The following is a 21,705-nucleotide window of genomic DNA, read 5'->3' as shown; positions in this document are numbered from 1 at the left end:
CGTCATTCGGGGCGTTCGGCGTCTTCGGCGTGGTTCGCCGCTACCTTGGGCCACCAGGCTTGCCAGCCGAGGAGCTGGGCGGTGTTGCTTTCGGCTGCCGCGAGGAGGGCAAGAACTTCGTCACAGCTGGCGGCGAAAGCAGCTTCGCAGGTGGCGTCGGGATCTGCGGGGCCTGCCGGCGCTCCGCCACCACCTTGATCGGCTCGGGCTGCGGCGAGGTCGCGCAGGCCCTGAGCAGCGAGAGTGCGAGAAGCGGCAAGCTCAGCCTGAACGCGGTCGAGTTTCGAAAGGACATCGGTCGATACCTCCTGATTGGCGCGCGCATCGGCGCGCTCGACGGTGATGACGTGGGCGGCGTCTTTCGCCGCGGCGTCGGCGCGAGCCTGGCGCACCCGATCGACCGCAGCGCCGAGGATGCGGATCTGCTCGAGCGCGGCCTTGGTCGCGAGGGTGGCCGGGCGCTTCTGCTTGTCGACGACGTGCGCCGCGATGGATGCGGTCGAGCGGAAGGCGTCGACCTTGTGCGAGAGGTCGCCGATGACGGCGAGCGCGATCGCGAGCGCCAGGGCGAGCCCCAGCGAGACATAGCGTTGCAGGTTCATTGCGCTTCCTTCGTGCTGACGGGATCGCTCGGCGTGCCGGCGGGCTCGACCGGCCTGGCGGACGGCAGCCGCATCAGGCCGATCAGGCCGCCGGTCACGGTGCCGAGGCCAAACGCCTCCATCTTGCCGATGATGCTGTTGGACAGCGCGGCGATGATCATGGCACCTAGCAACACCACGACGAGAGCGGTGAGCGTCGCCAGATAGGCGATCAGCTGCTCCCGCGGATTCACGCTGGCACCCGTGGCATGATCCCCGTGCGGAGCATCTCGGTCACCCGTTTCGAGCGCGCTGGGGTCTGCTTTGCCCATGCCGACTTCAGCGCCTGGGCCGCCGCGCCAGCGAAGTCGCCGGCCGCAATGAGGGCTAGCGTGCTGTCGAACCCCGACAATCCGGCATCATCTTTGCCCGGCAGGCCAACGCCCATCTGGAAGCCCATCGAAATCATTGCGACAGCCCGCACCGGATCATCCTTGACCCGAGCCCAGGCTGCACTGGTGTCGAGATCGACCGCCAGCTGCGCGCGCACCTTGGCGATATCGTTCGCGAGCAGCATGTCGTCTTCTGCCGGGCTGATGCCGCCGCCCCGGCGCTTATCGATCAGTCGGCCGGTGCCGATCGTCCAATAGCCCAAGTGATCCTGATAGGCGCTGAGGACGGTGCCTTCCTCTTTTCGGAGGTGCTCAATAGCTAGCGCCGTGGTGGGGTCTGGGCCGGGAGTGGCTGCGCCCAGTGCGGCAGAGATTGCCGCCAGCGTCTGCGGCCCGAGCACGCCGTCGGGAGCGACACCGAGGTGCCGCTGGATATCTCGCAGGTCTGTCATGTTACCTCCGGAGAGAGAAGGTCAGCCCTGTTTGGGCGCCTGCGGGTGCGGCTTCAGCGCCACATATTCGGCCGGCGCGCGGCCCTCGCGCGCAGCCTCGACTAGGGCGGCGGCGGAGAGCTCCGCCTGGGTGGTGTTTCGTGCCGTGCCGACGATGCTGTTCGCGATCGCCGCCGCCTCGCTGTCCACGCGCTGCAGAAAGCGATCGGTGAGCAGCTTGACCAGCCGGTCCGCGCCGACGGTGCAAAGCGCGGAGAACAGCGCCGCGGCCTCCGCCTCGAAGCCGGCGCGGGTGGCGAGCCAATAGGCGATCAGCGCCACCATCGGCAGCAGCAGAAGGTCGGCGAAGACAAGCCGCGCCTTTACCTGCACCCCGCGCTTGATGAGCAACGCATATTTCGCCGCGAAGCCGAACGTGATCCCGATCAGGATCCAGCCGTATTTCGCCAGCACCGTCTCAAGAACCGGCGTCATCGGCATTGCCCCTCTCATTGTGATGTTCATGCGCCACCGCCTTCCGCGGCCGGCTGCAGCGTGACGGGCGGCGTTGGCTCGACCCACTGCGCGACGTTGATCCCGAGCCCCGTCATGCCCTGGTAGACCGCTTCGATCCCTATCCCGAAATAGCTGTCGTCCTTCGGGCCGTTGGCGCGGAAGTCGGCGAGTTGCTGGTGGATCGCGATGAAGGCGTCGCTGTCGACGATGGGCTTGATCGCCAGGTAGACCTGATGGCGGGCGAGCGCGGCATCATAGGCCTTCTGGCGGTCGAACGCCGCCAGCTGGAGCCGCATTTCGGCGGCTTGTTCATCGGTGATGATCGCGTCAGGCATGACGGTCCCTTTCGTGCTGGTCAGATGTTCGTGACGTCGAGAAACAGGACGTTCTCGATCTCGTTGCGGTAAAACTGGGTGTCCGCGGGCTGCGTCGGAGAGGCCGATTGAACCGGACCGCCGTTGAATTCGACTTCGACCAACTGCGCGCTGTCCTGAGTGAGCCACCGGACGCCATAGAGTTTCTGATCAGAATCGCCGGTCCAGACGATCGCAATCACTTGGCCTTTGTCGTCGGTGATCACGTCCTGACCACCGCTCCATGTCGTACGTTCATGACCAGCCTGGGTCTGCACGACGCTTGCATATTGGCGGCCGGCGGGAAGGCTGATGCCGGAGTACAGGCCGCTAAGCGTGCCGGCGACGATCGCAGGGCGCATGCTGGAATGGAAGGTGCGCTGCCCGGCCGGGTTGAACAGCTGCAGGCCGGCGCCGCCATATCCGGGGATCGTGGTTGCATACGCAAACCGGTAGTAGGTCACCAGCGACCCGACTGGCGCCATCGTATGAAAGATGTGCCACCAGCTGCCGTTCCAGCTGAGGTTCGCATAGCGCGCATAGCCGTAGCCCGGCAGGTATAGGGCGATCAGCTCGTCGCTGTCATAGTTCATCGGGATCAGGGCGGAGCTCGGCGAGTTCCCGCTCCAGTGCGGATTGCTTCCCGTCGTACTGACCGTCGAGACGTACCCCTTTTCAAGAAGGCAGTAGGGCGTGATCGCGGCATCGAATTGCAGCGACCCATCGGGGCGAAAGGTGCGGAAGATCGCCACTATTTCAGACCGTAGATGAAGCGGCAGCGGGGATACGGCGTGCCGCCATACTGGGGCGGCCACGACCAGCTCACCACATTCCCAGAGAACGAGACGTTCGGCCGGTAACCGATGAAGCCGTTCACCTCCAACGTGGTCACCAGAAAATAGGGGCGGCCGAGAAGCAGTCGGTCGTCGGTGAAGCTGCCAGACTGCGTCTGGTCGTTGCCGCCGAGCAGCACGCTGCCCAGGATCAGCGCGACGCTGGTGCCTGTATCGATGATTTGCAGCCCGTCAGGTGCCCAGACGCGAAGACCGGCCACCGGCTCAGATGCCGAGTTGCACGGCGATCTGGCCGTTCGGGTAATAGACGTTTACGCCGGTATTGCCGACGATGGTGGTTCCGTTGCCGTTCTGCCCGAGGAAGCGCACGTCCCCGACGATGTCGGCACCTGCGCCCGCGTTCGCATCGGCCCATAGGGTGACTTGGGCCCGGTTGTTGCCGGCGATAGCCTGCACCTGCCAATAGGCGGCGGTGCGGCCGTTGAGGCCCGCGATTGCGCTTTCCGTCGTCGTGATCCGCGAACCAAGCTGGCTCGCCTGGGCACCGCTGAGCTGCGCCTCAACGGTAGAGGTCCGGTTGGCGATCGCCGCGTCTTGATTGGCCCGGGCAGTCTCCTCGTTGGAGATGCGGGCCTGCAGCTGGCTTCCCTGCGTTCCAGCGAGCTGTGCCTCCGTGCTAGAGATGCGGTTGGCGAGAGCCGTGTCTTGCGACGCCCGCGTCGTCTCCTCGGTACCGATGCGCGCGAGAGCAGTGGCAACGTCAACAGATGCCTTGCCGGCCTTGATCTCAGCGTCATTCGCGGGCCGGATCGAGCAGCGGTGCCAAACGACGTCCTTCGCATCGGTCGCCGTGCCGAATCCGGCCCAACTGGTCATAATGTGGAAGTTGCCGTAGGGATCGGCGGCTTTTTGAAGCAGAAAGCTCCATCGGCGGTTGCCAAGCTGCGTCTCACTGACAATCCCGGCATTGTCTGCCTGGTTGTGGAACGCGAGATTGTATTGGCCGCTGATCGTGACTCCCGACCCGCGCCAAGTGCCGCTATTTAGGTCTACGTCGACGTCGATAACGTACCAACCGGCTGCCGCAACCGTCGCCAGGGCCTGAAGAATACCAGCGTCTACGTTCGCCGGCACCGCATGGTGCACGCACCATGAACGCGTCGGGCGCCCATCACCATAGCGGTCGAGGGTGTAGATGCCGCCCCATTCCTGCCACTCGGCCGGCAGCCGCTGACCGTCAAGCCAGACCGAAAATCCAGGGTTGGCGTTGAGAGCGCCGCTAGCCGAGCCGACCGTCGACTCCAGCGCGGTCGCGCGGTTCGCCAGAGCGCTATCGCCTCCCGCTCGCGCGGTCTCTTCATTGGAGATGCGCGACTGCAGCTGGCTTGCCTGCGTTCCCGCCAGCTGAGCTTCGGTCGCCGATGTCCGACTGGCAATCGCGTTGTCGGCATTGGCCCGGGCCGTCGACTCGTCCGTGATCCGGCCACTCAGGACGCTGCCTTGCGTACCAGCCAGCTGCGCCTCGGTGGTGGTGAGCCGGTTGGCCAGCGCCACGTCGGCAGCAGATCGCACCGTGGCTTCGTCGGTAACCCCCGCCTTGGCCTGGTCCGCTGTGGCCTTCACGCTCGCGAGCGTGGTGTTGATCGCGCCTTCCGCGTCCTTGGCGCGCTGCACCTCGATCGACAGATCCGTGCGCGCCGCTGCCGCATCGTCCCGGGCGTGCGCCGCGTCGGTCTGCGCCGAGCCGACTTCGGCATCGATCTGCGCCTTGACCGCAGCGAACTGCTCTCGCGCAGGCACGACATTGCCGTTGGCGTCCTTCACGGCGTCGGCGATATCCTCGGCCGGCACGCCCCCGACGTTCGTCCCTGCTGGCGCGCCAACCGTCGCGTTGTCGGCTGGCTTGCCCGGACCAACGATATTCTCCCAGGTCACTACCGTGTTCGAAGGACCATCCGGCGAAGCCTTGGCGAGACCCTCGATCGTCACCGATGTGGTGCTGACCTGCTCGCCCAGCGTGACGGTGAAATCTCGGAAGAAGCCGTAGATGGTCAGAGCATCGAACTCGGCCGCGCCGATCCACAGCGCGGGCTTGGCGCGCAGCGTCGCCAGGCGCCGCAGCAGGGCATCTGCCCCACCCGTGGCAATCTGGCTCTTCGCCTCCATCCGCTTCGCCCAGGCGCGCTCGATCGGCACGGTGTTGCCGAAGTCGTCGGTGTCCTTGACGCTGAAATCGAGGATGCTGATGTTCGGCTCGTCGGCGATCGTGCCCAGCCCCTCGCGCGTGCCGATCAGCAACGTGCCCACCGCCACCGCGGCGCCGCTGTCCGCGCCGGCGATTGTCACCATGACGGTTTCACCAGCGGTAAGCGCCAGATCGAGGAACAGCGCGGTGGTGACGTCGCCGCCCACCGCGCGCGTCTGGTCGTAGCCGGGCGCCTGGACGCGCACCGTTGCTCCTGCCACGTCGAGTAACGCCAGCGCGTCCACGGGAATCCCAGGCCGCAGCTGCACGCTGAACGCGCCGACCGCGGTGGTCGCTGTGCCGAGCGCCTGGTCGAACATTGCCCAGCGCTTGGTCGGGCCGACGTCGAGCCAATGCACCGTATCGGTCGCTGGGTCGTTGCCATGGTTACCGCCGACTGCACTCTCGTACGCGCGGTGCGTCAGCGGCAGGATGACGCGCTCGCCAGCGATATAGGTGCGGTCGGGCGAATAGACCGGATAGTCGTTCTCGGGCACCGAGGATGCGACGAGCGCCGCCTCGGTGATCAGGACCGGGCGCAGAACCTGAAAGTCGCTGGCACCACTGAATGCCGGATCCGACACCGGCACGGCGATGTCGGCCGCCGGCAGGCCGTCGATCGAAAGCGCGCAGGTGCTGACGCCCTGCAGGCTGATGATCTGCGAGAAGTCCTTGAAGAAGCCGTAGCTGATCAGGCTGGGGACGTCCCCTTCCCCAACCCACAGCGCCGCCTGCGCGCGGATCGCGGCAAGCTGGCGCTGGATGCCGTCCACCGCCGCCGCGTCGATCAGGCATTTCGCCTCGATCCGCTTCGTCCAGCCGCGCTCCGCAATGGTGGTGACGCCGAACGCATCGGTTTCCCGGCGGCTGAAGTCGGTGAGCCCCACCGTCGGCGCGTCGGCGAGTGTGCCCAGGTCGAGCGCGGCGCCGGTGATCAGCTTGCCGACAATCGCCGCGCCGCCGGTCGGCGCGATCGTGATCGTCGCCGATCGGCCGGTCGCCGCGGGCAAGCCAAGGAACACCTCGCACGCCGCGGGCGCGCCGCGGGTCGCGTCGAAGATGGTGACGCCAGCCGCGGCGATTTCGATCCGGACGCTTTCCGCCTGCAGGTCCACCAGCCCGATCGCATCGACCGAATCACCGAGCGCCAGCGTCACGGCGATCACCGCCGCCGCGGTGGTCGCGGGGCCGGCTGCCGCGTCGAACATCGCCCAGCGGTTCGTTGGCCCCGCGTCGACCCAGAAGGCAGAGCCGGAGGTGAGCGGATCGTGCCCCTGGTTGCCTGCGACGGCGCTCTCGAACACGCGGTGCGTGGACGCGACGATCACCCGCGCGCCGAGCGCATAGGAGGTCGGTGCCGCCCACGCCGGATAGTCGTTCTCCGGCACCGACGAGGCGGTCAGGCTGATCGGGAGCGGGCGAACGACCTTCATGCGACCGCCTTCGTGCCGATGCCCACGCCGCCGGCGGCATCCTGGGCGGTGCTGAGCACCTTCGCCGTTTTGCCGGTGTTCGCGGCGGTCGCCTGGTGGCCCGCGTTGTTGTCGTTGCGCAGCTGCTTCACCTCATCGGTGAGCGCCGCCAGCGCCGTCCGAAGGTCGGCGATGGTGGCGGTGTTGTCGTTCGAGCCAGAGGTCGCCGTCTGCGCGGTTGCCGCGGCGGCGAGCAGCGCGCTGTTGCTGGTCGCGGTCGCGGCGGTGCCCAGCTTGTTGATGGCGCCGTAGGTCGCCTCGAGGCTGGCCGCGGTCTGCGCCTGCACCCGGGCCAGCTCCTGCCGGCTGGTGGCGGAGTTCGCGGCTGCCGCGAGCAGCGCCTGCGACAGCTGCGGCAGCGACTTCGCCGCGTCCTGATCGCCGCCGCGCGCCGCGGCGGTCGCCGCGTTGAACTGGCCGAGCAGGCTCGCGAACGTGTTCGAGCCGCCCACGTCGCCGAGCCCCCGGATCCGCTTCACCTCGTCCATGATGCTGTCGCCGACCGTGGTCCACGCCTGCCGCAGCTCGTCCGCCGCCTTGGCGGCATCCTGCGCGTCCTGGATCGCCCACACCTGCAGCTGCAGCGCGCGGTTGCTCGCATCGAGCTTGGCCAGGTCGAGCTTGCGGATCTCGTCCGTCTTGCCCTGCAGTTCGAGGATCTGGCGTTCGAGGTCCTGCCGCTCGCTCAGGATGTCCGCCGCGCTCTTGGCGCCCTGCAGCGACTGCTGAAGGTCGGCGAACGCCGGGGCCAGCTTGAGCAGCGTGGCATAGGTCCCCTGGCCGGCGGCGGTGGTCAGGTCCTGCGCCTCCACGAGCTGGCGGAAGCTGGCGAGCGTGGACGGCACCGACAGCCCGAGGCTGGCGAACACCTTGCCCATCTGGGCCGTCTTGGCGGCCGCCTGCTCCTCCGAGGTGTAGAACGCCTGGAAATAGGCGGTCGCCGCGTCGTTCAGCGCCGAGACGCTGTCGAACTGGTCGGCCAGCCCCAGCTTGGCGGCAATGCCCATGCCCTTCGCGCTGGTGCCGAGCAGGTCGAGAGAGGTGCTGACCTGCTCGACGGTCGAGGCGACGCGGGTGAGCGTCTCGAAGGCGCCCTCGCCCACCTTCTGGAATTGCGAGATCAGCGGGAAGGCCGCGGTTGCCATGTTGTCCGCGGCCGCGCCGAACACCGCGTTCAGCTTCTCCTGGATCTGCTCGCCGGTGAGCCCCTTCAGGTCGATCTTGCCGATGTTCACGACGAAGCCGTTCAGCTTCTCCTGGATCGCGTCGGTCGATTCGCCCAGCGGCACTGCCGCCGCCTTGATCGCGTCGTTGAAGCTGCGGAGGATCAGCGTGAACTGGCTGTTGAGGTTCGGATCCAGCGCGCCGTATTCGGTCGAGTAGGACCGGCCGGTGACGATGCCGAGGAACTTCTTGGTCTTCGTCACGTCCGAATAGGCCTGCCCATTGAAGCCGCCGTTCAGGATGCTGCCGACCGACTGCGCGCCGCCGTAGATGCCGCTGCCCGTCACGTCCGTGCGGGTACCGAACAGGCTGCTGAGGATGCCGCCGACGAGCGGGATTGCGCCGAGGACCGAGCCGATCAAGTTCGGCTTGAAGCCCTGCGCCACGCTGGCACTGGCGTTGATGTCGCCACCGCGGACGATCACCGACGCCACGCCGCTGATCTGGCTGTCGATCGACTTCAGCGAGGCCAGCATCTGGCGCGAATAGACGTTGGTCAGCGTGTCGACGCTCTTCAGTTCGTCGATCGCCCGCTTGAGGCTCTCGCTCTGCGCCTTGCTGTCGCCGAGGACGGTCCCGGTGCCGGTGTTGGACGGAGCCGGTTTCGCGCCGGAGCCACCGAACGAACCTGCGATCGAGATGCCGATCGCGGCAAGTGCGCCGACGACAGCTGCGGCCGCCACGAAGTTCAGAGGCGGCGGAAGACTGGCGAGCGCCTTGGACACTGCCTCGACGCCGTTCTGCGCAGCGCGCGCGACACTATTCCCGATGGAGCTCGCAGTCTCGATCGCATCCTGTGCCATCGCACGCACGGAAAGCGCGAACTCGACGGCGCGGAATGCCTTCTCCGCCGCTGCGAGCGCTTCATAGCCGGCAGTGCCTTCGCCGAAGAAGTTCTTCGCGGCCGCAGCTGCGTCGCCGTAGGCGCCGACCTGCATCGCCGACGTCTGGATTGCATACTTCTGGTTCTCGCGCGCGATCTGCGCCTCGTTGCCGTGCCAGCGCTTCAGCTGGGCATCGTGCTGGGCATCAAGCCGGGCGCGATCTGCCTGGAAGCCAGCGTAGATCGTCGCCAGGTCACCGATGGCGCGGCCCGCGGACCCGAAGGCGTCGGCCATGCCTTGCCCGGCGCGCTGTGCATTTCGCGCGATCAGGTCCCACTTGTCGGCCGCGAACATCAGCGAATCGTTATAGGCGTCCTGCGCCGACCGATTTCGCTCCATCTGGGCCGCGATGTCGCCCTGCAGCTTTACATAAGCGGCGGCCTGCGCAGGATCGACGCCCTTCAGGGTGGATACCTCCTGCTGTGCGCGGAACTCGGCCAGCGAGCGGGCACGGGCTTCGTCCGTCGCACCGATCAGACGCAACTCCTCGCGAAGCTCAGCCAGGCGATCCTTGCCGGTCTGTACGTTGCTGGCCAGCCGCGCGCGATCCTCTTCTTCGGTCAGCCGCTTACGCTCGGCGCGCTGCTCAGCAAGTGCATCGGTCGCTCGCTGCGCCTCCTTCGCCAATCCTTGCTGTTGCGCGGCCTCGATCGCCTGGAGTAGCGGTAGGTCCGCCATCTGATCGCGCACCAGCCGAGACGCTTCGGACGCGTCCACATTACCAGCCGCCACTGCCGCGTTCACCTGTGCCTGCACGTCCGCTTGGGCGCGCAAGGTGGCGGTCGACTTGGCAGCATCTGCCACACGCTGCGCGATGGCAAGATTCGTCTGCCGCAAGACAAACGCGGCGATATCGCCCTGCTCCTTGATCGCTTGGCTTTCCGCCTTCACACGAGCCTCAGCGATCAGCGCCGCACCACCCGACTTCTCATACGCGTCGGCCAGCCCAAACAGGTTGCGGGTTTGCGCCTCGGTCGAAGCAGCCTCGCGCGCCAACTTCTCCTGAAGGTTTTCCTCCCTCCGCTCGGCAGAAGCCGCGGCGCGGTTGGCAGCGGTCTGCTTCTTCTGCGCTTCCTCCGCAGCCTTTACAGCCAAAGTCGCACCGACAAGCTTCTGCTTGTATTGGTCGACGGCGGCGCCGCCTGCTTTGACCGCAGCAGTTCCCTCTGCCTCGACGATCGCAAGCTGCGCCTTAGCCTTCTCGAGGGGCGTCGTGGCGGCCGCCAGGGCCGCCTCGCGCTTCACCGCTTCAACGGAGCTATTTGCGAAGGCCTTGGTATCGCCTGCCAGCCCGCGCAGCTCCTTATTCAATCGCTCGTTGTCGCGCTGGGCGAGGATTGCCTGCCCCCCAATGGAGCTGACGTCTAGTGCCACCTTCGCCAGAGCAGGGCGGGTTTTCGCCAACGCTGCGAGCCCTTCCGCGAGCTTGCCGGTATCGTTCCCCGCGGCCTTGATAACGCGCTGCACGTCCACATCGTCAGTGAAGCTGACTCCAGAGGTTGTCGTGCCAGGGGCCGCCTGGGTCGCCCGCAGCGCCGCCTGGCCAGCACGGTCGAATGCCTTCCGCCGGCTGTCCGCAACCTCCTTATCGTTCGCGGCGATCTGCGCCTGTCGCGCAAGGATGGCGTTCAGGATCAGGGTTTTGTTCTGTTCCTTTAGTCGACCGGTAGTGTCGTCGATGAAGTTGCCGATGTCCGACTGGCGGTCCTGGAACTTCTTCATGCCAGCTTCCGCGGCTTTCGCCGCATCGCTGTTGTCGAACATACCCTTCGTCAGCGCACCTAGCACCAGCATGCCAGCCGTGATGGCAAGCCCCCGCGGACCCAACATAAAGCGAGCGAAGCTGCCCGCACGCCCTTCCATGAACGCGAAGGCGCCCGCTGCCTGACCGCCTTGGATGGCGAGCACCGAGAAGACGTTCGCGCCCATGCTGAGCTGTGTGAACGTATCCTGCGCCTGATAGGAAAGCCCCTGCATCGCCATGCGCCCAGCCCCTAGCGAGGCGATCGCGCGCTGCTGCGCGGCGCTGGAGCCGGCGACGGCTTGCGCGTGCGAATAGAGGTTGTTCCGAGCGAGTTGCACCGCCTGCGCATACTCCCGCTGACTGATCACACCCTGTGCGAGCAGCGTGTCGGCGCGCACCATCTCGGTGTCGAAGCGTTGCTGCGCCGCGTACATTGGGTCGATAGCCGACCGAAGCTGAACCGCCTCCGATGCCAGACGCTGTTGGGCGGCGGCGGCCTCACGCGCTGCGGCCGCCGCCGCGCGCTCGCGTTCCGCCAACTGCGCCAAGCTAGCGGCCGCACCCGTCACCACTTGGGCATGTTGGTACAGGGAGGTACGCGCAGCCTGCTGGGCTGCGGCATACTCGCGCGCACTGATCGCGTTCGCGGCGAAAAGCCGCTCCGCCCGCTCCATCTCCAGGTCGAAACGCTGCTGGGCGGCGAACATTGGATCGATGGAAGCGCGGAGCTGCGCAGCCTCGCGCGCCAGCAGTTCCTCTGCCTGTGCAGCTTCTCGGGCGGCCGCCGCCGATCGGCGCTCCTGTTCGGCCAGCTGCTCCAGCGCTGTGCTTGTCCCCGCTACCGCCTGGGCGTGCCGCTGCAGTTCCGTACGAGCCAGATCGTGAGCGGCCGCATACTCGCGGGCGCTGATCACATTGGCGGCATACAGGCGCTCAGCCTGCTCAAGGGCGGAATTGAACCGCTGCTGGGCGGCAAACATGGGGTCGAGCGCGGAACGCAATTGCAACGCTTCTCGCGCCAACGATGCCTGCATTTCTGCAGCCGACCGAGCAGCTGCAGCCGCGGCGCGGTCGGCTAGCGCCTTGCGCTCGGAGGCCGCTGCAGCTTCCGCTTCCGCCGAGGCAAGCGATGCCTGTTGCGATCGCAGCCGCTCCGCCAGCTCCGTCAGGCCCCGCTGCTCGGCAGCCAAAGCCGCGGTCTCGACCTTCATCGCGCGGATTTCCTCGCGCGTCTTGCCGAAGGTGGAAGCTTGGCGCTCCAACTGCCGGGACAGAGATTCGCCAGCTTTCTCGACGCGGGCAAGCTCACGGGCCGCATTTTGCGCTTCTTTGGTGGCAGCGCTGCCGAACGTGCGGATGCCCGCAGTCGCGCGGCCAAGATCGAGCATTCCGGACGTGGCGCGCTCAATCTTGGCCGCCTCGGCAGCAACCTTGACCTCGGTGGTGTTCATCTCACGCTGGAGATGCACCAGGTCATCGAACGCATTGCCCATGTCGATCGCAAAGCCGACCTCCAGCGCGGGCGAGCCGTCGTCCATGGGCGACCTCCACGATCAGCCCTGCCGAAGCAGGACATTGTTGAGTTATCCGAGCACCATCTCCAGCGCGGCGAGCTCGGCTTTCTTTTCTGCTTCGGTGACCTGCCAGCGCCAGGGTGGCGGACAGTTCTCGCTCTCGGCCCGCCGCTGCTCAGCCACATATTCGACCGACAGTTGGCGGATCAGGAGCGCCTCCCAAGCCGGGAGATCAATTCCGCGCAGCCGGCACCACGCGTCGATCGTAAGCCAGCTGACCGGCCCAACTCCCATGGCCGCCGCCTCACTGAGCCCTATCTCGAGCAGACGCTCTACGATGTGCGGAAGCGGGTTCGGAGGCATCGGGACCGCGATGCGATCCAGCTTCATTTTCTCGGCGCGGGTCAGTGTGGGCACCGGCGCGTTCGCCCGCGCACGCCTGGTCCGCTCGTCCGGCTTGGGCACGGTGTTGAGCCATGCCATCTGCCGGACGAAAACGGTCAGCTGGCGACTTACTTTCCCGTGAAATTGCTCCAGTCGGTCACGAATTTCGATACCTGCTTGGCGAAGTGCCCGAGCTTCGGATCTGCGTAGAATGCCTTGAACAGCTCGGCGCCCTGCGTATCGCCCGCTGGCGGATAGGTGAAGTTTTCGAAGCGGACGGTGAGGGCCGCGAGATCCTCGGCCGTCTGCTGAAGGCGCTCTTCCGCACTGGTCGCGCTAAGTTCGCCGTCATTCGCCTTGAGCCGCTTCACGGCGCGCGCGGACTGCGCGGTCTCGACGGCGGAGAAAGCCTTGCTGCCCGGACTGTGCACGATGATCTGGACCGGCTTGGTGCGCTCCGCATCGGCATATAGCGGTTCGCCGGTAGCGCTCTTGAGATGGATGGGGGCAGTATCGGCAACCGCCTGAGTGGTGATGTCGAACATGGGATAGCCTTTCGCGGGATTGGTGCGCCAGCCCGTCACGCATCCCGCGATCACGCGGCGAGCTGGCGCATAGAGATACCGGCGTCGCGGGCGCCGGGCAGGATCAGGATCCGGCGGCGACCTTCACGACCTTCGTGCAGATCTCGACGGTCGGGGCCGCCATGACGACGGGGTCGGCGCCATCGATCGTCTCCGGCCAGCCGAAAACACGCCCCTGGAAGTAGCGCTTGGCGCCGTTCTGCTTGGTGACACGGAACGAGAACAGCGCGTTCGTCTCGTCGTCGGCAGCGGTCCGGAACAGCGTCTGCCCCGCATCCGAATCGTCGACGGCAAACGAGGGCTGCAGCGAACCATAGTCGGCGCTGCCCTTGAGCTTCTGCTTCGGCCCCTTGAGGGGCTGGAACTCAGTCTTCGCAAAGGTGGCACCAATGGTGCCGATCTTCTCGCAGTTGCCGCCTTCCGTGTAGGTCAACGCTGCATAGCCTGCGGTGTCCTGGGTGGCGGGGGCGGCGACCGAAATGGCGATCGACGACCCTGCTCCGGTTTCGAGACTCATGATTTACTCCTCGGCATGGGTGGTGGGCCGGCGACGCCGGCAGGGATCAGGCGGCGGTGCCGCCCTTCGCGGGATTGGCGGGGACCTTGGCATCGCCAGCGGCCAGCTTGTCGCCGATCAGGCCGGCGGCCTTGAAGTTGTCGTATTCGCCGTGGGTGAAGTCGTGTTCCTTGCCGCCGGCATATTCCTTTTCGGTGCCGGCATCCTTGAACGTGGTGGGCACATAGCCCTTCTTCGTTTCGGCCATCGTGGTCTCCTCTGGTGGTAAAGCCGCTCCCTCGGCCCGGACTTTCACCAGGCGACCTCCCGGCGGATGCCGGGCGCTCTTCGCGCATATCCTGAGCTACGAGGGGTCCATGGGAGCCGCGGCGCTTGCGGAAGATCAGACCGCGACGTCGTGGCTGACGCGAAGGTCCTGAGTTCGTTCGAAAGCCCCGCCCAGGCCAATGCCCTCGGGTCCGGCGCCGTCGGTGGTGATTGAGACGGACAATCCGCCGCCGATGTCGCCCGTTCGGTGCGCGCAGCAGCGGACCACCAGGCGGCGAAGACGACGCTGATCGCGCAGATTGTCGGCGCGGACGCGCACGGACACCCGCTCGACCGTCCGCACCGTCTCGCCGCGCGTCAGGGGCTTACGCTCTACCGTGCTGGTGGTGCTGATCAGCACCTGCGGCAACGGCGCCTGTTCGGGTAGCGCCCCGATCTTGATCCGCTCGGGCGGCACGATCGCGGTGAGGTCCGCGAAATCGCGGAGCAGCGCGCCGACGATGTCCGCCCCCTCGACGACGTCTGTCATTGTTCGTCCTCGATGTCCTCGGCGCCGACGATCTTTCCGCCGACGATCCGGCTGTTGATGTAGGCCTGTGCCGCGGCGATCGCGTCGCCGCTGCGCAGATCCAGTGCCGGGCGGAGAAATGGTGCCGCGCGGGCACCCGGGTGATGCACGGTATCGCCGACGAACTGCCCGTTGATCACGAGCGAGCCCTCTTTCACCAGCTTGTTGATGCGCCCGATGCTGCGACCCTGACGCTGATCCTCGGCGACCTTGATGAAGTGCGGCTCAGTGCCCCATTCCTCCCAGACGGCGAGCGAATAGCTCCAGCCCTGGCGGACAGTGATCCTGACGACGATCCGGCCGTCTCGGCTGGATACCTTAACGACGATGTTGTCGCGAACCTCCTCCGAGAGGGTGCGCTCGCGCGCGTCGTCCGCGACGACTTTCCCGCCGACGCGGCCCGCACCGCGCAGGAGCTTCGCTTCGATCTCCTGCGGTAGCTTGTCCATGTAGCGCTGCAGGTAGTCGCGCCCGCGGACCGTCACCATCAGGCAGGGTTCCCGGCCGGGCGATAGTCCTCGACTACCATCTCAAGCCCATCACGGTTGCCGAGGACCGCCGGCCCCGCGATGATTTGCATCACGCGTTCCGGCACCTTCTTGCGCAGCAGCACGATCCGCATGTTCGATGCGACGTCGTCGCGGAAGCGGATCCGGACGCGGGCCGGGCGCGCCGCGACGTTGATCCCATCGGCCAGCTTTTCTCCCCGGCTCGGCAGGTTATCCTGCACCTCGGCCCATACCTCCTTAACCAGCGCCCAGGTGCCCGAACCTGCGCCATCGAGGCTGGTGTCCGGCACTGGCCGCTCGATCCGCACGCGGCGGTTCAGCTTGGACGGGTCAAACACGCCTGTCATGCGAATGCCGGGGGACGGGGGCCGAGTAGCCGCTCGGCTGCACGCGCGGCGTTGTCATAGGCGCCAGCGCGCTCGTCGAGCATGCCAGCGACCAGCACGATGATGGCCTCGATCATGCAGCTCGGCGCCTCGCCGACGGCGTAGCCGGCGGTATAGACGACCGTTACGGCGCCTCCATTGCGAAGTGCGGGCCATCCATGATTGGGCGGATAGATCCGGGTCGGGCTCGGACCGAGCGAATACGCTGCATCGGAAATCGTCGCGTCGCCGCCGATGCCGTTGTAGGCGATCGAATCGATGGAGACGACTGGGCGGGTGTCGATGGTAAGGTAGGCGCCCCAGGTGCGAGCATATTGCACCAAGGTACGCTGCGCCACGACGCGACCGGTGTAGCCCTCCACCCACTCGCGCGCCGAACGAATCTTCTGCGCGATGAGGTCGTCTTCCTCATCCTCCTCGATTTTGCAGTGGAGACGGACCTGCTCGACCGTAACCGGTTCGACGACCGGCAGCGACAGCGGCGGACCATCGTCGACTAGCGCGGCATAGGCGGCAACGATCTCCGCATTTGTGGCGGTGTCCGGCAGACCGACGATCGCCCGCATCTGGTCGATGGTCATTCGATCACCTCGAAGCGCGCGACATAGAATGGGCCAGAGCCCTCCTTTGCCGTGGCGAGCAGGACAGGCTTGCCGTCGAGCATGCCCCCCTTGACGCTCTCCGGCCGCGCCGCGGTGCGGTTGGGCAGGAAGGAAACGCGATTGCCCTGGCGGCCAGCCCAGCCGTCGAACACGCCAGCAATTTCCAGCCGCACCCGGTCGCCATTCTCGATCTTCACAGCTGCCGGACCGTCAAAATAGCCGTGCGCTCATAGCGCTTGGGCGAGGCGGCATCGGTCACGATACGAACGGACACTGGCAGGAGCACGCCGTCCGCCGCGAACGAGGATGCTTCCCAGAAGGCCTGGTCGACCAGGAACCAGAGCTGGATCTTTTTGCCGGCTGCGTCGATGATCGGCCGGTAGCCGGATGCCGCATCGACACCGATGCCGAGCAATGCGGCGGTCGAGGACACCTTGATCGCCTCGATCTTGGCAATGCCTTCATCCTCGTCGAGCAACTCGGTGAAGTCGATCGCGTAGGGCGCGTGGTCGCCGGGATCGAACTGCTGCGCCCATGCAGCCGCCCCGAGCGGCAGCGCGCTGCCGCGCGAGGCGCTCGGTTGCACCACCGTCATGCTGGCGGTGCGATCCGGCGTGGCGATCACCGCGCCCTTCTCCGCCGTGCCGCCACTCGGCGCGGCGAGAAGGCCAAGGGCAATGAGCTGTGTCAGCATGGCGAGCCTCCGATCAGCCCGGGATGATCCGGAGCGACGGGGTTAGATCGGACGTAGAGGCCAGCGTCATCGCCGCGCGCGCGACCAGCACGCCGTAGAGCGAGGTGCCGGCCGCCAGCTTGAAGGGAAGCCCGCCGCCGATCGCCTGGGCAATCGAGGCGGTGCCGAGCGCCGACCAGTCGGTCAGGTGGATCACGCCGACCAGCTTGTCGAGGTCGGCGGCATTGATCGCGACGGTCGCCTTGTCCGTGAACGTGGAGGCGGATGGGTTCGCGGAGAAGATGAGCAGATCCAGCGCGGCGGTCTGCACGCTCTTCGACAGCACGCTGGCCGCCTGGATCAGACCCGAGCCTGCTGCGGCGCGCGCTGCGCCGGTGAAGGTGAGCAGGCTGCCCACCACGTTGCCGGCGGCGTACGCCGTCGTGGCCACCGCCGGGGTGCCCCCGGGTGCGGTGAGCACGTCGCCTCCGATGCGGCCGATATAGGCCTCGCCCGCCGGGGTGGATGCCGCGACCGCGGCTGCAATGGTCGCGAGCGTGGCATTGCCTGCGCCCTGAAGTGTCTCCAGCCCATCGACATAGCCGACGATCGCGGCGAGCGACTGGTTCGCCGTCGTCTGCAGCGCTTCGAGGCCGTCGACATAGCCGTTCTGGGACGTCAGCAGGTCGGCGATCGCCTTGAGGCGGCCGAGCAGCGTGTTGGCCGCCGGGCTGGCGGTGGCCAGGCCCATCGCGTCCTGCCCGGCGGCGTCAGCGATCAGGTTCCAGGCGAACAAGATGCCCGCAAGATCCTTGAAGGCAAGAACCTTGCCGTCGGCAACGGGGGTGGTGACGTTGTCGGCCATCAGGGGCTCCTATCTGGGTTTAAGCTTTGGCTGGCCGGGCGTCGCGGCCGCGCTTCACGGCCAGCTTCCAGCTTGTGTCAGTCTCGGGCTTGGCGGCGGTATCGGCGTCGGCGATCCACAAAGATCCTGCCCAGGTCACCGCATCGCCGGCCTTGTAGTCGCCCTCGCGCCAAACCCCGCGGTAGATCGTCACCGGGATCGACAGATCGAACGATTTCGAGACTCCACCGGCGCAGAAACAGAGGCGAATGATGCGGCCGCCGTCGTCGCTCTCGACCGAAAGGTCTTCGAGTTCGAAGGCGTCCTTCGGCTTCGGGATGGCTTCGACCATCTCTCGAAGCTGACGCTCGAGCGCCGGCATGTCAGCATCGGAGCCAACAACCTGACCCAGCTTCCTTATCGAGCCATCGGTCATCGTCAGGACCAACTCGCCGAAACGGTCGATGAGAGCGTCCGCAAGGCCGATGCCATCTGCCGGGGGCGGCAGCGCAGCGACCGCTTCGGTCACCATTGCCCGCACGACTCCCGGGTCCACGCTCTCGCCATCCTTCGGCACCGGCAGCGCGGCAACCGCGCGCTCGACCGTCTCCGTGATCAGCGGCGCCAGATCGTCCACCGTGATCGCCTCAGGGGCCGGCGGGGGCGGCAACGCGGCGACGGCTTCGTTCACCATCGCCCGCACGACTTCCGGGTTCACGCTCTCGCCATCCTTCGGCACCGGCAGCGCGGCAACCGCACGCTCGACCGTCTCCGTGATCAGCGGCGCCAGATCGTCCACCGTGATCGCCTCAGGGGCCAGCGGGGGCGGCAGCGCGGCGACGGCTTCGTTCACCATCGCCCGGACGACTTCCGGATCCACGCTCTCGCCATCCTTCGGCACCGGCAGCGCGGCGACGGCGCCCTCGACCATCTCGGATAGAAGGGGGGCCAGATCTTCGACCGTGAGCGCCTCGTGAGCGGTCGGCAGGGCCGCAACAGCTTCGACGATGAGCGCCTTGACGCGATCGGCGGACAGCTGGGCGGCGCACTGCGCCTCTAACTCGCCGATCCGTCGGACGAGCGGTGCCGTGGCGCGCTCGACATGATCGCCGATCAGCTCGGCGATCAGGTCAGCTAGCGCGTCGGAGTCGATCATCGAGATTGCCTTTCGCGCGGCGCCGGACGGCCCAAAGGTCGATTACCTGCGCGCCGCGCTCGGTCTGAGGATCGGGCTCCGGCGGAGGGGTGTCTGCGGGAGGTGTTGCGGGCTCCGGCGGAGTGCTGCTCGAGGTGTCGAAAGGATCATCTCGTGCATCGCGCTTTGCCAGCGCGGCCAGGCTGTAGTTCTGCTGCTGGAGGTAGGGCGTTTCGCCACCCGGAACCGGCCGCTGGCCGATCTTGGCCCGACCCTCGTTCGGCGACATCAGGCCTGCGCCGACGCCCTCCTTCAGCACCTCCATTTGTGTGACGCTATCCATACGGAGGAGGTTCTCGACGTCCAGTTCCGTGCCGGTGCCCGCCGGTGTGCCAAGGCCCTCATCGAGGCAGAGCTCGATCGCCTCGATGTGAACCTGAAGGCACTGCGAATAATATTCGATGTTGAGTGACTGGACATTGTTGAAGGTGGGCTGCGCACCGATCCCGATCTTGTAGGGCGGCACGTGATAGGTCGAGCAAACCACCTCGGCGCTCCACTTGAGCTGCTCGATAAGCTGCGCATCGACGGCTTTCACCGTCATGGATTCGTATTTCAGGCCGTCGCCGAGCACCGCGACCTTGCCCACATTCTCGCCGGTGTAATTCTCGTCCCAATGCGCCTTCAGCCGGGCTGCTGTTTCCTGTGAGATCTCGCCGGGCGCCGTGAGGATGCCGCCCGGATTTGAGCCACTCGCGAAGAACCGGGCGGAGTTATTCTGGATGGACAATCCCTGCGTCGCCGCGAGCCCATTGGCGTAGATTGGCGAAAGCCCCACCAGCGGGTGGAAGAAGCAGTTGAACCGGTCGTGGATGATCTCGCTCGCGGGGACAACGACGGCCTCGGAGAGGCCTGCGAGATGGTCGGTGTTGAGCTCGTAATAGACCGAGCCATCATCGGCGACGAGCGGCTTCACCCGGCCGGGATCAAGCACATAGAGCGCGGTGACAACGTTGCGTCCGTCGCGCTGCTTGAGAATGTAGGTGTTGCCGGCCTGCAGCTTGCTCAAGACCCAATTCTCGAGGAACTGGATGCGGTTCTGGAAATGGTTCGGCTTGCGGAGCACTGGCGAATACGCCTGATTGGTGGTCTCCGTCCAAAGCTCGCCTCGCTGGCGTACCAGCTTGATCCGCAGCTTCGCGATGTCGGAGGCGATCAGCGTCTGGCAGGCAAAAACGGCGTGGAAGGACAGCACCGTGTCCTTCTTGACCTCGATTCCGCGCTGCCACGCGCCGGTGAAGCTTTCACGCACGGCCGGCCACCATCCCCCACGCCCGGACGGCGCGCGAAGCGACTTCTTGCGGGAGATGGTGAAGCCGAGGAAGCGCATCAGCCCTTCGCGCGCATGTCACGTCGCTGGTACGTGCCGCCAGCTTTGTGACCCTTGCCACGACCGGACGATTCGGTCGCGGTATCAGGCTCGCTTTGTTCTTCACGAAGCTCGCCATCGTTCTCGGCCTTGCCAATCGCCCGAAGAAGCTTCGCATCGCGATCGGTCTTCGTCTCGAAGGGGTCGCCGACGTCGAGCTGCTTGCCGCCATAGCGCAGCGGCTTTGTCGCGATCATCTTCATGGGTCTCTCCCAAAGGAGGAGCCGGGCGAGCGCGAGGCCCGCCCGGCCGTTCATCAGCGGTAGTTGGTGCCGGTGATGTACTGGACAGCGCCGGCGCGGCGTTTGCCCCAGTTGATGTACCGCTCGGCGCGGATGCCGATCATGTTCATCTGCCACAGCGAGATGAGCACGGTGGTTGCGGTCGGCGGGTCGCTCGGTGCGCTATCCATCTGCAGCGAGGCTTCGCTGCTGACGTCGAGCATCGTCTCGCCATCGTCGGCCAGGAGGATTTCGCTGGCCTTGATGAGGATGATGCGCGATCCGGCCGGGATCGCGGGCGGCCCGGTGACAGCCGCCTGCGCCGGGATATTCTCGGACAGCACCACCGGAAGACCGAGCAACGTGCCGCCGCTCGCGCCGTTGATCTGAAGATCCGGGAATTCGCGCTGGCCCAGCGGGTTCAGCATCAGAGCGAGCCCGAGCGCCTGCGTCTCGGTCATGACCCATACTGCGCCCGCAAGCGACAGGTTCGCCTGAACGAACTTCGCCATCACGGCGTAAGCATCGTTTCGGAACGCATCGGCGTCAGTGCCGGTGGCGGTGACCGCGGCCACACCATTCGTAATCGAAGCCGGCGACACACCCGCCGTTGCCGCCTTGTCCGGATCCACGAACTGGCTGTCGGTGAACTGCGCAGTCTGGGCGATCAGGTCATCACGGACAAGCCCTTCCGCGGCGGGCGAAGATGCTCGCGCAAGTTCATCGGTGATGACGACGATGCCGGCAGTCTTCGCGCGGCCCAGGCTGATCTGATCGAACGACAGCGCGCTGACCGGCTTGGGCTTGCCTTCGCCGACCCACCCCACGCTCGACCCACCGGTCTGGCGCGGAATCTTGATCTCGAAGGGCACCCGGCGAAGGCCTTGGATGCGGCCGATGATCGTCGCCGGGCGGAGCAGCTCGGCGAACTCGCTGACCATGTTCTGGTATTCGACCAGCGGCTTGGCCCAGTTGGTGTCCGTTGTCGTACCGGCGGCAACGGCCGCCTTCAGGACCGTTTCGACCTGCGGCGTATCGCTCCAGCCCTTGGCGATCTCGGCCGCCTGCATCAGGTTGCCCTTCGACCGGGCCAGCGCCATCGCATAACGGGTGAAGGTGGTACCCTTGGGCAGGTTGGTGCCCTTGACCTCGATGCGAGTGCCGCCGCGCGCCGCCGAGGCTTCCTCGGACGAGCCGCCAACGGCGGGGACGCCCTTCGCGGCCAGGGTCTTCTGCAGCGAGCGCAGTCGCTTGATGTGCGCGTCGATCGCCTCGACGTCGGCTTCGAGGCCGTCATACTCTTCCTGCTCGGCGGCATCGAGGGTGGTTCCCTCGGTCGCCGCCTTCGTCATGATCTCTTCCATGCGGCTCTGCGTCGAGGCGCGCTTCGCCTCGAAAGCCGCAATCTGTGCAGCGATGTCCATTTTCGGTTTCCT

General features: G+C 66.4%; 24 protein-coding genes. All 24 read right to left on the bottom strand.

The window, feature by feature from the left end; genetic code table 11:
* Window positions 1-2 precede the first annotated feature (2 nt).
* On the bottom strand, window positions 3-602 hold the full coding sequence (locus SAZ01S_RS08255; RefSeq protein WP_084581796.1) for a hypothetical protein: 600 nt from the start codon (window positions 600-602) through the stop codon (window positions 3-5).
* The gene (locus SAZ01S_RS08250; RefSeq protein ID WP_084581795.1) at window positions 599-835 is read right to left on the bottom strand and encodes a hypothetical protein; all 237 of its coding nucleotides are present in this window, start codon (window positions 833-835) and stop codon (window positions 599-601) included. Before SAZ01S_RS08250 ends, SAZ01S_RS08255 begins: the two co-directional genes overlap by 4 nt.
* The gene (locus tag SAZ01S_RS08245; protein ID WP_218018042.1) at window positions 832-1,425 is read right to left on the bottom strand and encodes a glycoside hydrolase family protein; all 594 of its coding nucleotides are present in this window, start codon (window positions 1,423-1,425) and stop codon (window positions 832-834) included. The genes SAZ01S_RS08250 and SAZ01S_RS08245 overlap by 4 nt, the downstream gene beginning before the upstream one ends.
* A gap of 21 nt (window positions 1,426-1,446) precedes the next feature.
* Window positions 1,447-1,899 carry a hypothetical protein gene (locus tag SAZ01S_RS08240; protein ID WP_139809992.1) on the bottom strand — a complete coding sequence of 151 codons (453 nt, stop codon included), beginning with the start codon at window positions 1,897-1,899 and terminating at the stop codon, window positions 1,447-1,449.
* Between the two features lie 26 nt (window positions 1,900-1,925).
* A complete protein-coding gene (locus tag SAZ01S_RS08235; protein ID WP_084581793.1) occupies window positions 1,926-2,255 on the bottom strand; it encodes a hypothetical protein in 330 nt (109 codons plus the stop codon).
* 20 nt (window positions 2,256-2,275) lie between these two features.
* Window positions 2,276-3,025 (bottom strand): hypothetical protein, encoded by a 750-nt coding sequence (locus tag SAZ01S_RS08230; protein ID WP_084581792.1) that lies wholly within the window; start codon window positions 3,023-3,025, stop codon window positions 2,276-2,278.
* Window positions 3,025-3,327 carry a hypothetical protein gene (locus SAZ01S_RS08225; protein ID WP_084581791.1) on the bottom strand — a complete coding sequence of 101 codons (303 nt, stop codon included), beginning with the start codon at window positions 3,325-3,327 and terminating at the stop codon, window positions 3,025-3,027. The genes SAZ01S_RS08230 and SAZ01S_RS08225 overlap by 1 nt, the downstream gene beginning before the upstream one ends.
* A gap of 4 nt (window positions 3,328-3,331) precedes the next feature.
* Window positions 3,332-6,700 (bottom strand): hypothetical protein, encoded by a 3,369-nt coding sequence (locus SAZ01S_RS08220; RefSeq protein WP_139809991.1) that lies wholly within the window; start codon window positions 6,698-6,700, stop codon window positions 3,332-3,334.
* A 41-nt stretch (window positions 6,701-6,741) separates the two neighbouring features.
* Window positions 6,742-12,174, bottom strand: coding sequence for a coiled-coil domain-containing protein (locus SAZ01S_RS08215; RefSeq protein WP_084581789.1), 5,433 nt, complete (start codon window positions 12,172-12,174; stop codon window positions 6,742-6,744).
* A 45-nt stretch (window positions 12,175-12,219) separates the two neighbouring features.
* The gene (locus tag SAZ01S_RS08210; RefSeq protein WP_245824717.1) at window positions 12,220-12,633 is read right to left on the bottom strand and encodes a phage tail assembly chaperone; all 414 of its coding nucleotides are present in this window, start codon (window positions 12,631-12,633) and stop codon (window positions 12,220-12,222) included.
* A gap of 29 nt (window positions 12,634-12,662) precedes the next feature.
* Window positions 12,663-13,079, bottom strand: coding sequence for a hypothetical protein (locus tag SAZ01S_RS08205; RefSeq protein WP_139809990.1), 417 nt, complete (start codon window positions 13,077-13,079; stop codon window positions 12,663-12,665).
* A gap of 103 nt (window positions 13,080-13,182) precedes the next feature.
* Entirely contained in the window at window positions 13,183-13,635 is a 453-nt protein-coding gene (locus SAZ01S_RS08200) for a hypothetical protein (RefSeq protein WP_084581787.1), read from the bottom strand.
* 46 nt (window positions 13,636-13,681) lie between these two features.
* Window positions 13,682-13,882, bottom strand: a complete 201-nt coding sequence (locus SAZ01S_RS08195) for a hypothetical protein (protein WP_084581786.1) — start codon at window positions 13,880-13,882, stop codon at window positions 13,682-13,684.
* A 135-nt stretch (window positions 13,883-14,017) separates the two neighbouring features.
* Window positions 14,018-14,431: a hypothetical protein gene (locus SAZ01S_RS08190; protein ID WP_084581785.1), complete on the bottom strand. Its 414-nt coding sequence runs from the start codon at window positions 14,429-14,431 to the stop codon at window positions 14,018-14,020.
* A complete protein-coding gene (locus SAZ01S_RS08185; RefSeq protein WP_084581784.1) occupies window positions 14,428-14,958 on the bottom strand; it encodes an HK97 gp10 family phage protein in 531 nt (176 codons plus the stop codon). The genes SAZ01S_RS08190 and SAZ01S_RS08185 overlap by 4 nt, the downstream gene beginning before the upstream one ends.
* Window positions 14,958-15,326, bottom strand: coding sequence for a head-tail adaptor protein (locus SAZ01S_RS08180; RefSeq protein WP_084581783.1), 369 nt, complete (start codon window positions 15,324-15,326; stop codon window positions 14,958-14,960). The genes SAZ01S_RS08185 and SAZ01S_RS08180 overlap by 1 nt, the downstream gene beginning before the upstream one ends.
* Complete coding sequence (locus SAZ01S_RS08175) at window positions 15,323-15,946, bottom strand: head-tail connector protein (protein WP_084581782.1); 624 nt, start codon at window positions 15,944-15,946, stop codon at window positions 15,323-15,325. The genes SAZ01S_RS08180 and SAZ01S_RS08175 overlap by 4 nt, the downstream gene beginning before the upstream one ends.
* Complete coding sequence (locus tag SAZ01S_RS08170; protein ID WP_084581781.1) at window positions 15,943-16,164, bottom strand: hypothetical protein; 222 nt, start codon at window positions 16,162-16,164, stop codon at window positions 15,943-15,945. Before SAZ01S_RS08170 ends, SAZ01S_RS08175 begins: the two co-directional genes overlap by 4 nt.
* Window positions 16,161-16,661 (bottom strand): hypothetical protein, encoded by a 501-nt coding sequence (locus tag SAZ01S_RS08165; protein ID WP_084581780.1) that lies wholly within the window; start codon window positions 16,659-16,661, stop codon window positions 16,161-16,163. Before SAZ01S_RS08165 ends, SAZ01S_RS08170 begins: the two co-directional genes overlap by 4 nt.
* Window positions 16,662-16,674: 13 nt before the next feature.
* On the bottom strand, window positions 16,675-17,505 hold the full coding sequence (locus SAZ01S_RS08160; protein WP_084581779.1) for a hypothetical protein: 831 nt from the start codon (window positions 17,503-17,505) through the stop codon (window positions 16,675-16,677).
* Window positions 17,506-17,524: 19 nt separating this feature from the next.
* On the bottom strand, window positions 17,525-18,640 hold the full coding sequence (locus SAZ01S_RS08155) for a hypothetical protein (protein ID WP_084581778.1): 1,116 nt from the start codon (window positions 18,638-18,640) through the stop codon (window positions 17,525-17,527).
* Window positions 18,615-20,009 (bottom strand): phage portal protein, encoded by a 1,395-nt coding sequence (locus SAZ01S_RS08150; RefSeq protein WP_084581777.1) that lies wholly within the window; start codon window positions 20,007-20,009, stop codon window positions 18,615-18,617. The genes SAZ01S_RS08155 and SAZ01S_RS08150 overlap by 26 nt, the downstream gene beginning before the upstream one ends.
* A complete protein-coding gene (locus SAZ01S_RS08145) occupies window positions 20,009-20,251 on the bottom strand; it encodes a hypothetical protein (RefSeq protein ID WP_084581776.1) in 243 nt (80 codons plus the stop codon). Before SAZ01S_RS08145 ends, SAZ01S_RS08150 begins: the two co-directional genes overlap by 1 nt.
* A gap of 53 nt (window positions 20,252-20,304) precedes the next feature.
* On the bottom strand, window positions 20,305-21,693 hold the full coding sequence (locus tag SAZ01S_RS08140) for a phage major capsid protein (protein WP_084581775.1): 1,389 nt from the start codon (window positions 21,691-21,693) through the stop codon (window positions 20,305-20,307).
* Between the last annotated feature and the right edge of the window lie 12 nt (window positions 21,694-21,705).

Origin of the sequence: Sphingomonas azotifigens NBRC 15497 (assembly GCF_002091475.1) — a bacterium.
In the GTDB taxonomy this organism is placed as follows: domain Bacteria; phylum Pseudomonadota; class Alphaproteobacteria; order Sphingomonadales; family Sphingomonadaceae; genus Sphingomonas; species Sphingomonas azotifigens.
The sequence above is the reverse complement of the archived record's forward strand: the minus strand, read 5'-3'. Positions and strand labels throughout refer to the sequence as shown.